This window comes from Hymenobacter saemangeumensis (assembly GCF_039541835.1).
Taxonomy (GTDB): domain Bacteria; phylum Bacteroidota; class Bacteroidia; order Cytophagales; family Hymenobacteraceae; genus Hymenobacter; species Hymenobacter saemangeumensis.
Genome location: NZ_BAABGZ010000006.1, coordinates 40366 through 55113, shown reverse-complemented (window position 1 = coordinate 55113; position 14748 = coordinate 40366). Strand labels below are relative to the sequence as shown.

12 protein-coding genes are annotated in these 14748 nt (G+C 63.7%); 7 read left to right on the top strand and 5 right to left on the bottom strand.

The features are described 5' to 3' along the window. Nucleotides 1-56: 56 nt before the first annotated feature. A complete protein-coding gene (gene aceB, locus ABD919_RS00735; protein WP_345232859.1) occupies nt 57-1682 on the bottom strand; it encodes a malate synthase A in 1626 nt (541 codons plus the stop codon). A gap of 291 nt (nt 1683-1973) precedes the next feature. On the opposite strand from aceB, the gene ABD919_RS00730 reads away from it, so the two are divergent. From ABD919_RS00730 to ABD919_RS00710, 5 genes are all read left to right on the top strand, one after another. Next, nucleotides 1974-3473: a helix-turn-helix domain-containing protein gene (locus ABD919_RS00730; protein ID WP_345232857.1), complete on the top strand. Its 1500-nt coding sequence runs from the start codon at nt 1974-1976 to the stop codon at nt 3471-3473. A 106-nt stretch (nt 3474-3579) separates the two neighbouring features. Next, nucleotides 3580-4677: an endolytic transglycosylase MltG gene (gene mltG, locus ABD919_RS00725; RefSeq protein ID WP_345232856.1), complete on the top strand. Its 1098-nt coding sequence runs from the start codon at nt 3580-3582 to the stop codon at nt 4675-4677. 39 nt (nt 4678-4716) lie between these two features. Then, complete coding sequence (locus ABD919_RS00720) at nt 4717-5127, top strand: hypothetical protein (RefSeq protein ID WP_345232855.1); 411 nt, start codon at nt 4717-4719, stop codon at nt 5125-5127. A 194-nt stretch (nt 5128-5321) separates the two neighbouring features. Next, a complete protein-coding gene (locus tag ABD919_RS00715) occupies nt 5322-6566 on the top strand; it encodes an OmpP1/FadL family transporter (RefSeq protein ID WP_345232854.1) in 1245 nt (414 codons plus the stop codon). Between the two features lie 29 nt (nt 6567-6595). Further along, entirely contained in the window at nt 6596-7978 is a 1383-nt protein-coding gene (locus tag ABD919_RS00710; protein WP_345232853.1) for a hypothetical protein, read from the top strand. A gap of 7 nt (nt 7979-7985) precedes the next feature. Here the strand turns inward: ABD919_RS00710 and ABD919_RS00705 are convergent, their stop codons facing one another. Continuing rightward, complete coding sequence (locus ABD919_RS00705; RefSeq protein ID WP_345232852.1) at nt 7986-9494, bottom strand: hypothetical protein; 1509 nt, start codon at nt 9492-9494, stop codon at nt 7986-7988. 102 nt (nt 9495-9596) lie between these two features. Between ABD919_RS00705 and dtd the strand changes: the two genes are divergently transcribed. Next, nucleotides 9597-10043 (top strand): D-aminoacyl-tRNA deacylase, encoded by a 447-nt coding sequence (dtd, locus tag ABD919_RS00700; RefSeq protein ID WP_345232851.1) that lies wholly within the window; start codon nt 9597-9599, stop codon nt 10041-10043. Between the two features lie 73 nt (nt 10044-10116). Then, nucleotides 10117-10443 carry a nucleotide pyrophosphohydrolase gene (locus ABD919_RS00695; protein WP_345232850.1) on the top strand — a complete coding sequence of 109 codons (327 nt, stop codon included), beginning with the start codon at nt 10117-10119 and terminating at the stop codon, nt 10441-10443. On the opposite strand, the gene ABD919_RS00690 is transcribed toward ABD919_RS00695, so the two are convergent. The 3 genes from ABD919_RS00690 to ABD919_RS00680 form a co-directional block, all read right to left on the bottom strand. After that, complete coding sequence (locus ABD919_RS00690; RefSeq protein WP_345232849.1) at nt 10435-11151, bottom strand: 2-phosphosulfolactate phosphatase; 717 nt, start codon at nt 11149-11151, stop codon at nt 10435-10437. The genes ABD919_RS00695 and ABD919_RS00690 overlap by 9 nt on opposite strands. 88 nt (nt 11152-11239) lie before the next feature. Beyond that, on the bottom strand, nt 11240-12343 hold the full coding sequence (gene gcvT, locus ABD919_RS00685) for a glycine cleavage system aminomethyltransferase GcvT (RefSeq protein ID WP_345232848.1): 1104 nt from the start codon (nt 12341-12343) through the stop codon (nt 11240-11242). 106 nt (nt 12344-12449) lie between these two features. Beyond that, a complete protein-coding gene (locus ABD919_RS00680; protein ID WP_345232847.1) occupies nt 12450-14693 on the bottom strand; it encodes a M3 family metallopeptidase in 2244 nt (747 codons plus the stop codon). Between the last annotated feature and the right edge of the window lie 55 nt (nt 14694-14748).

The window sequence follows — 14748 nt, the reverse complement described above, 5'->3', positions numbered from 1 at the left end:
AGAAGTTGTTTGGCATGCCTACAAGCGCGGACTCGCAGCGTCCACGCTACGTCGCTTTAGGCCAGCTGCTCGTAGGCCGGCAGGGTCAGGAACTCGATGAACTGCTCGCTCACCACCAGCCGGTCGAAGAGGCGGGCGGCTTCGAGGTAGTTGCCGCTGGCAAAATGCGTTTCGCCTACCTGGGCTTTGATTTTTTCCAGCTGCCCGGGCACCAGGGAGCGGTACAGCTCCAGCGTCACGGGGCGGCCGTCGGCCAGGGCGGTGCCGGGCGTGTGCACCCACTGCCACACCTGGGCGCGGCAGATTTCGGCCGTAGCGGCGTCTTCCATCAGGTTGTAGATGGGCACGCAGCCGTTGCCGCTCAGCCAGGATGCCAGGTACTGAATGGCCACGTCGATGTTGAGCTTCAAGCCTTCTTCGGTGATGTTGCCCTCGGGCGCCCGCACCAGGTCGGCGGCCGTCACGCGCAGGTCTGCGCGCTTGTTGTCAATCTGGTTGGGGCCGGGCATGAGCTGGTTGAACACCTCCAGCGCTACGGGTACCAGGGCCGGATGGGCCACCCAGGTGCCGTCGTGGCCATTGGTAGCTTCGCGCACTTTGTCCTGACGCACTTTTTCCAGGGCCTTTTCATTGGCCTCCGGGTCGTTCTTAATCGGAATCTGGGCGGCCATGCCACCGATGGCGTGCACGCCGCGGCGGTGGCAGGTTTGAATCACCAGCTGGGAATAGGCGGCCATGAAAGGCACGCTCATGGTTACCACGGCCCGGTTGGGCAGGCAGAACTCGGAGTTGAGGCCCAGGCGCTTGATGTAGCTGAAGATGTAGTCCCAGCGCCCGCAGTTGAGGCCGGCGCTGTGCTCGCGCAGCTCGTAGAGGATTTCGTTCAGCTCGAAGGCGGCCGGCAGGGTTTCAATCAGCACCGTGGCTTTGATAAGGCACTTGGGCTTTTTCAGCGACCACTGCGAGAAGCCGAACACGTCGTTCCAGAGGCGGGCTTCGAGGTGGCTTTCAAGCTTGGGCAGGTAGAAGTACGGGGCCGTGCCGCGGGCGCAGAGCTCGTGGGCGTTGTGGAAGTAGTAGAGGCCAAAATCCAGCAGCGAGGCGCTGATGGGCTCGCCGTCGACCAGCACGTGCTTATCCACGAGGTGCCAGCCGCGGGGGCGCACCATGAGCACGGCGGTTTCCTCGTTCAGCTTGTACTCTTTGGTGGGCGTGCTGACCGAGATGGTGCGGCGCACGGCATCGCGCAGGTTTAGCTGGCCCTGCACCACGTTGGCCCAGGTGGGCGAGTTGGAGTCTTCCAGGTCGGCCATGAACACCTTGGCGCCGGTATTCAGGGCGTTGATAATCATCTTCCGCTCCACCGGACCGGTGATTTCCACGCGGCGGTCCAGCAAATCCTTGGGCAGCGGGGCCACCGTCCAGTCCTGCTCGCGGATGCGCTTGGTTTCGGGCAGGAAGTCGGGCAGGATGCCGGCCTCAAAATCGGCCTGCCGCTCCTCGCGCCGCTTCAGCAGCTCGCGGCGCGTCTGGTCGAAGCGGCGGTGCAGCTCGGCCACGAAGGCCAGGGCCGAGGGCGTCAGAATCTCGGCAAACGCGGGCGTGTACTCTCCTATCACGCGCACCCGCTCGGGGCAGAGGTAGGTGGGCGTCGGGGCCGGGGCAGTATCGGTGAATGTCATAGCTGTGGATGGGTTGGTGTGCTGAGGTAAAAGTGTGCTGATGGTAAGTACCTGCAGGAAAGCTTCTCGCAGCCCTTGCATCGGATTTGCTGCTGAGCTGCGACAAACATACGCAAGCGAATTTTATTTTGTTAGCGAATTTTCGCTAAAAACAGAAAATTTGCGAAGCGGCTTACCTTTGCTACTCCTGTAACCCAGTTAAAAAAGGCCTCGCCGGCACCAGCCAAGGGCTTTTCTTATTGGTTTAGAATCAGCACATCAGCACATTAAAAAACCAACTCATTACCCAGGATGCTCAATCACGGCCAGGTAGTCCGCGTCATTTTCGGCCTTAAGCTGCGCGAGCTGCGCCAGGAACAGGGCCTGTCGCCGGCCGACCTGGCCCGCACCTGCGACGTGTCGCTGAGCTACCTCAACGAGATTGAGAAAGGCAAGAAGTACCCCAAGGCCGACAAGATTCTCAGCCTGAGCAAGGCCCTGGGCGTGCGCTACGACCAGCTTACTTCCCTGGAGCTGCCGCGCCGCCTGGAGCCCATCTCCGACCTGCTGCAGTCCAAGCTCCTCAAGGAGTTTCCGCTGGAGATGTATGGCCTGGAGCCGTCCCGCATCATTGAGCTGATTGCCAACGCGCCGGTGAAGATGAATGCCTTCGTGAGCACCATCTTCGAAATTGCCCGCAACTACGAGATGCGGCAGGAAGACTTTTTCCTGGCCGCGCTGCGCTCCTACCAGGAGATGCACGACAACTACTTCGAAGACCTGGAGCAGGACGTGCGCGCCTTCGTGGGCAGCCACCGCCTCGAAACCAGGGCCCCCTTCGACCTGAGCCAGCTGGAGCGGGTACTAACCGAGCAGTACGGCTACACCATCGACCGCGAAACCCTGGGCCAGCACCCGGTGGCCACCCAGGGCCGGCTGCGCTCGGTGTTCCAGCCCAAAGCCCGGCGCCTGCTGCTGCGCCCGGGCCTGAGCCGGGGGCAGCAGGCCTTTGTGCTGGGCCGGGAAGTAGCCTTCAACTACCTCAAGCTGAAAGAGCGGCCCTACGTGAGCACCACCTCCAAGATGCGCTCCTTCGATGAGGTACTCAACAACTTCAAAGCGTCCTACTTCGCCAGCGCCCTACTCATGGAGGAAGACGCGCTGCTGCGCGACCTGCGGCAGGTGTTCAGCAGCAAGAAGTGGAACGCCGACCTGCTGATGAACCTGCTGGCGACCTACGACGTGAGCCCGGAGATGTTCATGCAGCGCCTCACCACCCTGCTGCCGCGGCACTTCGGCCTGCAGAGCCTGTTCTTTCTGCGCTTCGACCAGGCCCATGCCGGCGCCACCTACGAGCTGAGCAAGGAGCTGCACCTGGCCCGCCTGCACAACCCCCACGGCAACGAGCTGCACGAGCACTACTGCCGCCGCTGGATAAGCCTGCGCCTGCTGGCCGAGCTGCGGGCCAATACCCCCACTGACCTGCGCAGCCCCCAAACGGCCATCGGTGCCCAGCGCTCCCACTACTTTGGTACCGACGACGAGTACCTCTGCCTCACCCTGGCCCGCGCCGGCTCCGCCACCGAGCCCGCCGTGAGTGTGACCGTAGGCCTGCGCTGCGACGACAACCTGCGCGCCCAGGTACGCTTCCTGCAAGACCCAACCCTGCCCCTGAAGGTAGTAAACGAAACCTGCGAGCGCTGCCCCATCCCGGATTGTGAGTCGCGGGCTGCCGCCCCGGTGCAGATTGAACGCCAGGCCCGGCGCCAGGCGTTTGAGGATGCGGTAGCCGCGCTGGTGCAGGGGGCATAAGCCCTCCTGCCCCTCCCCCGCGGGGAAAGCGCGTGGCCTCAGCGTGAAAACTGCTCCGGGCTTCGACAATAAATAATAGGACAAAGAATTTACGCTTGAATAAGTAATGAACCCTGACGAACTAACAGCACAAAATCGTCAGGCTCCCCTCCCCCGCAAGGGAGGGGCCGGGGGTGGGGCCTACGCCCTGCTCCTGTTCCTGCTTTTGCTTGCCGCCATAGCCGGCTACGCCACCTGGCGCCTGCTCTACCGCCCCAACGTGGTAGCCCTGCCCGAGGGCCCGGCCTACCTCTACATCCGCACCGGAGCCGGCTTTGACGCCGTGCTTGATTCCCTGAAAAAGCACCAGCTGCTGCACGAGCCCGCCGACTTCGCCCGCCTGGCCGCCTGGCGCGACTACCCGCAGAAGGTGAAGCCCGGCCGCTACCGCCTCGACGCCGACCTCAGCAACCTGGAGCTGCTGCAGCTGCTCGAAGCCGGCCGCCAGGACACGGTGCGCTTCGAGCTCAAGCCTTTTCACTACCTCGAAAACCTGCCCCGGCAGGTAAGCCGGCAGCTGGAAACCGACTCCTTCAAGCTGCAGTTGCTACTCGACGACAACGCCGGGCTGCTACGCCGCTACGGCCTCGACACCGCCACTGTGCGCACCCTGTTTATTCCCGGGCAGTACCGCCTGCTGTGGAACACGCCGGCCCTGGCTTTTCTCGACACCATCGCCGCCCGCCACCGCCGGTTCTGGACGCCGGAGCGGCGGCGGCAGGCCGACTCCCTGCGCCTGACGCCGACACAGGTGAGCGTGCTGGCCAGCATCGTGCAGCGCGAAACGGCCCAGCTCAGCGACAAGCCCCTGATTGCAGCCGTGTACCTCAACCGCCTGCGCCGCGGGCAGCCCCTGCAGGCCGACCCCACCCTGCTCTGGCCCCTGCACGGACTGGGCACCCGCAAGCGCGTGCTCAACGTGGACAAGAAAGTCGACTCGCCCTACAACACGTACCGCAACAAGGGACTGCCCCCGGCCCCCATCACCACGCCCCACCCCAGCAGCCTGAACGCGGTGCTGCGCCCGGCCCACAACGACAACCTGTTCTTCTGCGCCCGGCCTGACGGCAGCGGCTTTTCCGACTTCGCCGCCACCTACGCCGAGCACAAGCGCAATGCCCGCCGCTACTGGCGGCACCTGGATAGCTTAAAGATTAAGCGGTAACTTCTCGTATTTTGCCGCTCCACTACCGGTAGCTGCCTTATGTTGAACGACGTTATTTCCCTGGCCTTCCGGCCCGACCTGGGCGTGTTCACCATGCGCTGGCTGGAGGAGCCGACCCAGCCAGCCGACGTGCAGGGCTACTACGAGCAGGCCCTGGACGCCGCCCGCCCCCACCACCCGGCCTGCTGGCTGATTGACGTGCGCCGGCGGCCCATGCCCGACCCGCACGTGGCCCTGTGGTTTGGCACCACCTGGCTGCCGCAGGTGGCCGCTCTGGCGGCTCCCCGCACCCTGCGCCTGGCTTACCTGCTCTCGCCCCTGCGCCAGCGCGCCACCTTCGATGACCCGGCCCTGGCGCCGGCCAACGCCCGCATTCTGGCCCCTAACCAGCTCTATGTGGTAGAAACCTTTCTCGACGAAGGCGCGGCCATGCGCTGGCTGCTCAGTTAAAGGTAGCCCCTCGCCAGGAGGCCGCAGTAGAACCCTGACACTACCGGCATGTGCCATTTCTTTGGGCTCTCGAAGCCCAGCCAGGCAAGCTGCCGCAAAAGTTTGCGGCATTTTATGGCCTTGAGGGCCTGTGAACCTTCGCGGTAGCTCCCGCCTGCGTACTTTTGTCGTCCTGTTTTCGCCAAACTGTTCGTATGCGTCTTCGTTTCCTCTTTGTTCCTGTTGTTTTCACTTCACTGGCCGCTCAGGCCGGCGGTTTTGATACCGGCCCGCAGGGGGCGCGTATTCTTGGGTTGGGTGGTGCCAGCACGGCCTACATCGGCAGCATTGCCGGCATGGTAGCCAACCCCGGCCTGCTGGGCCAGTGGGCTGACTCCGTCACCCGGGTAAGTATAGGCGGCATGGGCCAGGTGCGCCGCAGCTCCTTTGTGGGCCAGGATACCTACCAGCGCACCGACCAGGACCTGGTGGTGCAGCCCGGCGGCTATGCTTTCGCCACCTATGGGCTGACCAAGCGCCTGGCGCTGGGCCTGGCCATTACCACGCCCTACGGCTACCACACCCGTTGGGCCGAGGGCTGGGAAGGCCGCGCCGTGGTGCAGGAAAGCCAGCTCAACACCTACTTCGCGCAGCCCACGGTAGGCTTCCGCCTCAACGACAACTTCAGCCTGGGCGCCGGCCTCATTTACGCTTTTGGCCAGTATAGCCAAAGCCGGGTGCTGAGCCAGTATGATGACCCGGCGGCCCTAGCCAAGTTTGACGTCAACGGCTCGGGACTGGGCTTCAGCGCCGGCCTGTACGGCCGCTCCGGCGACAACCTCGCCTTTGGCATCAGCTACCGCAGCGGCGTGGCGCTGAAGCTAAACAACGGCACGGCTACCTATGCCAACGTGCCGGCCCGCGATGCCGGCATTTACCCGGCCAGCACCAGCTTCAGCAGCCAGCTCAACCTGCCCAACAGCCTTTCCGTGGGCCTGGCCGACCGCATCACCAAGAACCTGCTCGTCACCTTCGACTTCACCCTCACCGGCTGGAGCTCGCTGGACTCGGTAAACTTCGAGCTGGCGGCCAGCGGCGGCGCCCCCGGCCGCCGCGTCACCAACTCGCGACGCTACGACGATGCCCTGGCCTTCCGCGTGGGGGCTGAATACCAAGCCGGCTCCAAGCTCACCATTCTGGCCGGTGCCAACTACGACGAGTCGCCAGTGCGCGACGAGTTCATCAACCCCGAGCTGCCCGATGCCAACCGCCTCGGCGGCTCCCTGGGCCTGGTGTATCAGCTCACCGAGCGCTTGGCGCTGGAAGGCGCCTACAGCTTTGCCTACGGGCAGAAGCGCACGGCCCGGGCCAACATCAGCAACGAGCGGCTCTCCAACATCAGCGGCACCTACCGCACGGTTATCAACACCGCCTCGCTGGGCGTGTCCATGTCCTTTTAGGGTTGAACGTCATTTGCCATTTGCTTTCCATGACTGCTTTTCGCGTAACAAAATCGACTTTCCTGGCTGGCCTGACAGCCGCAGCAGCCCTCGTGCTGAACAGCTGCGCTCCCGGCCAGGACAACCCCACGCCCTCTGCTGGGACCCTGGACCTGAGCCGCTACCTGGCCGTTGGCGACACCTACACGGCTGGCATCAGCAACGGTGGGCTTACCCGCACCAGCCAGAGCTACTCCTACCCCAGCCTGATGGCCCGGCAGTTTCGGCTGGTATCGCCAAACGCCACCTTCGAGCAGCCTCTTCTTAACGAAGGCAGTGGCTCGGGCTACCTGCGCCTGATAGACGTGACGCCCCTGGGCCTGCCCCGCGTGCAGCGCGTACCCGGCCAGGCGGTACGCGGCCAGATTATCAACCCCAATGCCTGCGGCGGTGCCGACACCATCCGGGTGCTGGAGCGTAACAGCAATGTGGCTACTCTGCCCCAGAACCTAGGAATTCCGGGCCTTCGCCTGGGCCAAATCGGCACGGCCAACCTCGGCAACCAATCCACCGCTACTCCCGGCAGTCCGTTCAACCCCTACTTCGAGCGGCTGCTGCCGGCCAATACCAACAGCAGCTACCTGCAGGCAGTAACCACCGCCGCCGGCTCGGCCACGTTCTTCACCTACTTTCTGGGCCTCGATGACCTGATGCCCTTCGTGCGCAGCGGCGGCATCTGTGCGACGCCCCTTATTGGCACCACGATTCGCAACAACATCAAGAACGTGCTGGACCGCCTCACGGCAAACAACCGGCGGGGCATTATTGCCCGCATACCCAACCCCACCAGCCTGCCGCTGCTGCGCCTGGGCCAGGGCCTGGCCCTGCAAACCCGCCTGCAGGCCCAGTCCAACGACCAGAGCCCGCTCTACATCGAGTCGACTACCAACGGCACCCGCCTCATTGGCGACACCGACTATGTGCTGGCCACGGCCATCCCGCGCATCGGCCGCATGGAAAACGTGAGCGGCACCATGGTGCCCTACGGCCGCGACATGCGCAACCCCATCCGCACGGCCGACGTGCTGGACGACTACGAAGTCAGCATCGTGACCCTGGCGACCAACAACATCAACAACGAGCTGGAGCGCCTGGCCAAGGACGTGTACCGCATGCCCATCTACCGGGATGGCAAGTACACGCTCAACCTGCCCGATGAGCTGTTCAACCAGATTGCCGGCGAAATTGCCGTAAATGGCGTGGTATACACCGGCGAGCCGGTGCGCGGCAACTTTTACTCGCTCGATTACTACAGCCTCACGCCACGGGGCAATGCCCTGCTGGCCAACACGTTTATTCGCGCTATTAATCAGCAGTACCGCACCAGCATTCCTGCCCTAGATGTGAATAGCATGCCCACCACGGTGCAATAGCGCTTCGCTATAAGCGGTACAGCCGTAGCTGCACCGAGTCGCGGGCTGCCCCTTGCCGGGCAGCCCGCGTTTCGTTATAGCCCCGCCCGGTGTACTCAGAATGCTCCAGAAACAGCAGGGGCGCAGTCAGCTGGGGCTCGGGCCAGGCCGCCCGCGGCGGCTGCCGACGCAGGGAGTCGAAGCCGGCCACTCCGGCTACCCGCCAGTAGCTGTCGAGCAGCACGTACTCGTAGCCCTGGCGGCGCAGGGCCGGCAGCTGCCGCTCGTCGGTGACTACCGCCAGCTGCTGTGAAGGGCCCAGATAAGGCGCCAGCCCCTGCCCTACCGTGCTGGCAATGCGCGTGGCGCCCCGGGCCTGCAGCCAGGCTGCTACCTGCGGGTAGCTAGTGGGCAGGCGGGCGTACAGCTCCTGCTGAATGCGGTACACGTTCAGCCCGATGGCACCCACAAGTACTGCCGCCAGGGCGCCTGCGGGCAGCAGGCGGCGGCCACTGAGCACGGCCAGGGCCGCCAGCGGCAGGTAGGCAAAAAGCAGCCCGCGCGGGGCTTTTATCAGCAGCGACATGCCCGCCAGCAGGCAGCCGGCCCAGGCCAACAGGTAGGCCAGCAAAGAGAGCGGCTGCCCCGGCCGTGGCCTTTCAAACCGATAGACCAGCACCAGCGCCGCCAGCAGGCCGGCCAGCAGCAGCGGCGACTCAAACTCCAGCAGGTAGCGCGGATAGTAGAGCAGGTCGAGGTGCAGGGTGTGCTGCCGCCCGGCTACATTGGCCGAGGCCGGAACTACCGTGCGCACGTAGAACCCCAGCCAGCGGTACCAGGGCAGGCCGACGGCCGTGCCCGCGGCGCTCAGCAGCACGTAGGGCGCGGCCAGAATCAGCAGGACTCGCCGCCAGCAGCCCCGCTGCCACAGCAGCCCGTCGCGCTGCCACAGCTCCAGCACGGCCAGAATGGGCAGGGCAAACAGAAACTTGTAGTTGAAGCACAGGCCGGCCGCCAGCCACCCGGCTACGCGGTACCAGGCGCCGGGGCTAGGGTGCTGCAGGCGGTGGAAATAGCTCCTCAGCAGGCCTGCCGCCAGCAGCAGGCTGCCGGAGCTCATGGTGAAGTCGCGGCCCGAAAAGGTAAGCAGCAAGGAGCTGCCGCCCAACAGCACCAGGCCCAGGGCCTGCCCGGCGGTTAACGCAGCCTGCCGGCTTACCCAGGCCGCGAAAAAGCCCAGGCCGGCCACCGCCAGCAGCGCGTTGAGCAGCTGAAACACTGCATAGTCGGCTGTCAGCCAAGCTACCGGAACATACAGCAGCAGGAACCCGGGGCTGCCGTGGTGAAAAAGGTGGGCGAAGCTGCCGCCGGCCAGCTCCCGTATCACTTGCCAGTTACGCACCGAGTCGTAGTCGGCCGGGCCGGCTTCGGCCAGGCGCCACAGGCGCAGCCCCAGCACCAGCAGCAGGCCCAGTCCTAAAGCCAGCAGGTGGCGGATTGGGAGCTGCGGGCCGTTCTTTGCGGAAGAAAAGGGCATATAGTTGGTGCGAGGTTGTAGGGGCCCGGAGCCCGGCTCATCAAAGCAAAGCCTTAAAATCAATACCAGCCAGAAAGCAGGAACCAGAAACCCAAAACAACTATGCGGCTAGTAGTGCAGCGCGTACGCCACGCCAAGGTGGAAGTAGAAAGTCAAATAACGGGACAGATTGGCCCCGGCCTGCTGGTGCTGGCCGGCTTTGCCCCCACCGACGATACGGCCACCCTGAGCTGGATGGCCCGCAAGCTGGTGCAGCTGCGCATCTTCGGCGACGAAAACGGGCAGATGAACCGCAGCGTGCAGGACGTGGGCGGGCAAGTGCTCGTGGTAAGCCAGTTTACCCTGCTGGCCGACGCCCGCAAGGGCAACCGCCCCAGCTACATCGGCGCCGCCGGCCCCGCCATTGCCGAGCCCCTGTACCGGCAGTTTGTAGGCCTGGTACGCGAGCTGCTGGGCCAGGATGTTCCCACAGGTACTTTCGGAGCCGACATGCAGGTAAGCCTGCTAAACGACGGCCCCGTAACCATTGTACTCGATACCCCACTATAAAAAGAGTTATGAGTTATGAGTTATTTGAGCGTCTTACGTACCGCATAATTCATAATTCATAATTCCCCTCATCATGACCATTGAGCAAGCCCAGCAAACCGTCGACCAGTGGATACAGACCACTGGTGTGCGCTACTTCAACGAGCTGACCAACATGGCCATGCTTACCGAGGAGGTGGGCGAAGTGGCCCGCATCATTGCCCGGCAGTACGGCGAGCAGTCGTTCAAGGAATCGGACAAAGGCAAGGACCTCGGCGACGAGCTGGCCGACGTGCTGTTCGTCGTTATCTGCTTGGCCAACCAGACCGGGGTGAACCTGACGGAAGCCCTGGCCCGCAACCTGGCCAAAAAAACGCAGCGCGACGCTACGCGCCACCAGGACAACGAGAAGCTACGCTAGCTCCAGCCGCTCGTGCTGCCAACGGGGCAGCACCCGGGCGTAGGTATCAATCTGCATGCAGAAGTCGAAGTCCTGACTCGCCTCCAGGGAGTTGAGGCGGCGCACGTGGGCCGACTGCAGCAGGTAAGCGGGTAAGTTAGCCTGGGCCTGCTCCCAGAGGTGCAGCGCCGCCAGGGTGGCATCGGAAGATGTTACGTCGAACTCGCCCTGCAGGCGGGCAGCCAGGGCCCCGCCAAAAACCGTGTCTTCGAGGCAGAACATGCCTTTCCAGCCTGCACACACCACCAGCACGTCCTGCTGCTGCCGGCGGGCAAAATCAGCCACGGCCGACAGGTTCAGAAAGGCACCCACTACAATGTGCGCCGCCGCGTGCGAGCGCCGCAGGGCCGCCGTGCCGTTGGTGGTGCTGATGGCCAGCGCCCGCCCGGCCAGGGGCCGCCCTTCGCCCAGAAACCCAAAGGGCGAGTTGCCCAGGTCGAAGCCAGGGGCCGGCAGGCCGTCGCGCTCGGCGGCAGTGATGCAGTTGAGCTGCAAGCCCAGGTCGGTGCATTCCTGCAGCGTGGCCACCGGATACACCTCACTGATGCCCTCACCCAAGGCGGTAACAATGGTGCTGCTGGCCCGCAGAATGTCGACGATGACGGCCACTTTGCCCTCCAGCTCATAGAGTGGCAGCAGCTCGGGGGAAAAGCAGATGTCTAGTTTCAATTGTACAATGAATAATGAGCAATGAACAATGAACAATCCGGTGCTTTATCACCAATTGTCCACTGCTCATTGCTCATTGATAATTGACTTATTCAGCCCCCTTGGTCAGGGGCAGCTTGCTTACTGTGGCGGGCAGGTTCTTGCCGCGAATCTGCACGAAAATCTGGGTGCCGGGGGCGGCATACTCCGCCTTCACATAGCCCATGCCGATGCCCTTGCCCAGACTGGGCGACTGCGTGCCGCTGGTGACGTCGCCGATTTTGGCACCGCTCTCATCTACCAGCTCGTAGTGGCCGCGCGGAATGCCGGGGCCGTCCATCACGAAGCCTACCAGCTTCTTGTTCACGCCGGCTTCCTTCTGCTGCTTGAGGGCCGCCGCGTTGGTAAATTCCTTGGTGAACTTGGTAATCCAGCCCAGGCCGGCTTCCAGGGGCGAGGTCTCGTCGTTGATGTCGTTGCCGTAGAGGGCGAAGCCCATTTCCAGGCGCAGGGTGTCGCGGGCTCCCAGGCCGATGGGCTTTATGCCGTAGGCCTGGCCGGCCGTCATGATTTTATCCCACACCATGGCGGCGTGCTCGTTGGGGATGTACAGCTCGAAGCCGCCCGCGCCGGTGTAGCCCGTGGCCGAGATAATGACGTCGGGCGCGCCCGCGAAGGTGCCCTGCACGAAGGAGTAGTAGGGAATGCCGGCCAGGTTCACGTCGGTCAGCTGCTGCAGGGCTTCGGCCGCTTTGGGGCCCTGCACGGCGAAAAGGCTGGTGCGGTCGGAAATGTCTTCCATCTCCACGCCTTCAGAGTTGTGCTGCTGCAGCCAGTTCCAGTCTTTCTCGATGTTGGAGGCGTTTACCACCAGCATGTAGTCTTCGTCGGCCAGCTTGTACACCAGCAGGTCGTCTACGATGCCGCCTTTCTCGTTGGGCAGGCAGGAATACTGGGCCTTGCCGTCACTGAGCTTGCTGGCGTCGTTGCTGGTCACGCGCTGAATAAGGTCCAGGGCCTGGGGGCCGCGCAGGCGAAACTCGCCCATGTGCGACACGTCGAAGATGCCAACCGCGCGGCGCACGGTGTGGTGCTCATCCAGGTCCGACGAGTAGCGAACGGGCATGTCGTAGCCAGCGAACGGCACCATCTTGGCGCCGAGCTTGCGGTGGGTATCGTTGAGGGTAACGGTTTTCAGCGGAGACTCGCTCATGGTGGGGTGGGCTTGGGTTTGGAGCTACAAAGGTGGGGCAAAAAAGAAAAGCCGCTTCGGTCGAAGCGGCTTTTTCTGTACTGGAATTCCAACAGGCCAAAGCGGCTTACTTTTTCCGCTTGGCCGCAGGGGCTGCTTTGCTCTTGGCAGGAGCGGCCGGCTTGCCGGCTTTACCTGCTGCCGGCCCGGCCATGGGGAAGCCCCGCTCTTTCATCAGGGCGTCAATCTTAGGGTCGCGGCCCCGGAAGGCGCGGTACCCGGCGGCCGGGTCCACGGTATTGCCCACGGTGAAGACGTGCTTGCGCAGGCGCTCGGCCACGGCTTTGTCGTAGGGGCCGCCGGCGTCGGTGAAGGCCGTGTAGGCATCGGCCGCCAGCACCACCGACCACACGTAGGAGTAGTAGCCGGCCGAGTACCCATCCGACGAAAAAACGTGGCTGAACTGCGGCGTGCGGTGGCGCATCACCAGCTCCGAAGGCATGCCCAGCTCGGCCAGGGTTTCGCGCTCAAACTTGTCGGGGTCAATCTTCTGGCTGCCGGCCAGGTGCATCTTCATATCGACCAGGGCGCTGGCCATAAACTCGGTGGTGGCAAAGCCTTCGTTGAAGGTGCGGGCCTTGGCTATGCGCTCCACCAGGGCCGCCGGAATGGGCTTGCCGGTCTGGTAGTGCAGGGCATACTTGTTGAGCACCTCCGGGGTGGGCAGCCAGTTTTCGAGCAGCTGCGAGGGAAACTCCACGTAGTCGCGCACCACGCTCGTGCCCGCCAGCGAGGGGTAGGTCACGTTGCTCGACAAGCCGTGCAGGGCGTGGCCAAACTCGTGAAACAGCGTGGTGGCGTCGGTCCAGGAAATGAGCACGGGCTCGCCTTCCTTGCCTTTCACGAAGTTGGAGTTGTTCGACACAATGGTGGTCACGGGCTGGCCGTTCATGCGCTCCTGGTTGCGGTAGGCATTCATCCAGGCGCCCGAGCGTTTGCCGGGCCGGGCGTAGGGGTCGAAGTACCACAAACCCACGTGCTGGCCGCTGGTCTTGTCCTTCACTTCCCACACTTTCACGTCGGGGTGGTACACGGGCACGTTGGTCACGGGTACGAAGCTGAAGTTGAACAGCTCGCCGGCCACCCAGAACATGCCCTCGCGCATCTTGTCGAGCTGCAGGTACTGCTTCACCTCGTTCTGGTCGAGGTCGTAGCGGGCCTTGCGCACTTTCTCGGCGTAATAGCGGTAGTCCCAGGGCTCAATCTTGAAGTTGGCCGGGGCCCCCTCCTTTTTGGCCAGGGCCAGCATGTCGGCCACTTCCTCGTGCACGCGGGCCACAGCGGGCTTCCACATTTTCAGCATGAGGTCCATGGCCGCTTCGGGGGTTTTGGCCATGGTGTTGTCGAGGCGCAGGTGGGCGTGGGTGGGGTAGCCCAGCAGCTTGGCGCGCTCGGCGCGCAGCTGCAGAATCTCCGTAATAATGGCGTTGTTGTCGTTGGGCCCGCCATTATCGCCGCGGTTCGTGAACATGCGCCAGGCCTGCTCGCGCAGCGCCCGCTGGTCGGAGTACGTCAGAAACGGGTCGACGGAAGAGCGGGTGTTGGTGATGACGCCGGCCACGGATTTAAGGCCTTTTGCCGCCGCTGCCCCGGCCGCCGCCGAGCGCAGGGACGCCGGCAGGCCGCTCAGGTCCTGCTCGGTTTTCAGCTCCAGCGTCTGCGTATTTTCATCGGCCAGGGTGTTCTGGCTGAAGCGCGTAAACAAGCCGGCCAGCGCCTGATTGATTTGGGAAAGGCGGGCCTTGGCCGGGGCATCGAGCCGGGCCCCGGCCCGAACGAAGGCCTTGTAGCGCACTTCCACCAGCCGCTGCTGCTCGGGCGTCAGCTTCCTGGTTTCGGGGGCGTTATACACGGCCTCAATGCGCTTGAACAGCGCCGCATTCTGCGAAATCTGGTCAGCCATGGCGGCCAGCCGGGGCGCCATCTCGGTTTCCACGGCGCTGAAGGCCGCGTCGTTGAGGCTGCTGCCCCATATCCCGTAGGCCGTCTGTACCCGGTCGAGCGTCCGCCCGCTTTGCTCCATCGCGGCAATGGTGTTATCGAAAGTGGGGGCCTGCGGGTTGTTGGCAATAGCATCGATTTCAGCCAGGTTTTCGGCCATGGCCGCCTCCAGCGCTGGCTTAAAGTCAGCGACCTTGATTTTATCGAACGCCGGCACGCCGCCGTACGGGCCGGTCCAGGGGCTAAGCAACGGCGCCGGAGCGGCCTGCCCCGCAACAGTCGTGGGAGCAGCAGTCTGGGCTTTAAGAGAAGTATAGGCAGGGCCAGCGGCCAGGCCCAGTGTGGCTAGAATGCCAAAGAGTAGACGCATAAAATGCAATAGAATGAAGATAAGAAGAAGTAAAAGGGGCCGCAAAAGCGGCTCG

Excerpts from the sequence above, each read along its gene's own strand:
- aceB (WP_345232859.1), bottom strand. The coding sequence starts at position 1,682 with ATGACATTCACCGATACTGCCCCGGCCCCGACGCCCACCTACCTCTGC.
- ABD919_RS00730 (WP_345232857.1), top strand. The coding sequence starts at position 1,974 with ATGCTCAATCACGGCCAGGTAGTCCGCGTCATTTTCGGCCTTAAGCTG.
- mltG (WP_345232856.1), top strand. The coding sequence starts at position 3,580 with ATGAACCCTGACGAACTAACAGCACAAAATCGTCAGGCTCCCCTCCCC.
- ABD919_RS00720 (WP_345232855.1), top strand. The coding sequence starts at position 4,717 with ATGTTGAACGACGTTATTTCCCTGGCCTTCCGGCCCGACCTGGGCGTG.
- ABD919_RS00715 (WP_345232854.1), top strand. The coding sequence starts at position 5,322 with ATGCGTCTTCGTTTCCTCTTTGTTCCTGTTGTTTTCACTTCACTGGCC.
- ABD919_RS00710 (WP_345232853.1), top strand. The coding sequence starts at position 6,596 with ATGACTGCTTTTCGCGTAACAAAATCGACTTTCCTGGCTGGCCTGACA.
- ABD919_RS00705 (WP_345232852.1), bottom strand. The coding sequence starts at position 9,494 with ATGCCCTTTTCTTCCGCAAAGAACGGCCCGCAGCTCCCAATCCGCCAC.
- dtd (WP_345232851.1), top strand. The coding sequence starts at position 9,597 with ATGCGGCTAGTAGTGCAGCGCGTACGCCACGCCAAGGTGGAAGTAGAA.
- ABD919_RS00695 (WP_345232850.1), top strand. The coding sequence starts at position 10,117 with ATGACCATTGAGCAAGCCCAGCAAACCGTCGACCAGTGGATACAGACC.
- gcvT (WP_345232848.1), bottom strand. The coding sequence starts at position 12,343 with ATGAGCGAGTCTCCGCTGAAAACCGTTACCCTCAACGATACCCACCGC.
- ABD919_RS00680 (WP_345232847.1), bottom strand. The coding sequence starts at position 14,693 with ATGCGTCTACTCTTTGGCATTCTAGCCACACTGGGCCTGGCCGCTGGC.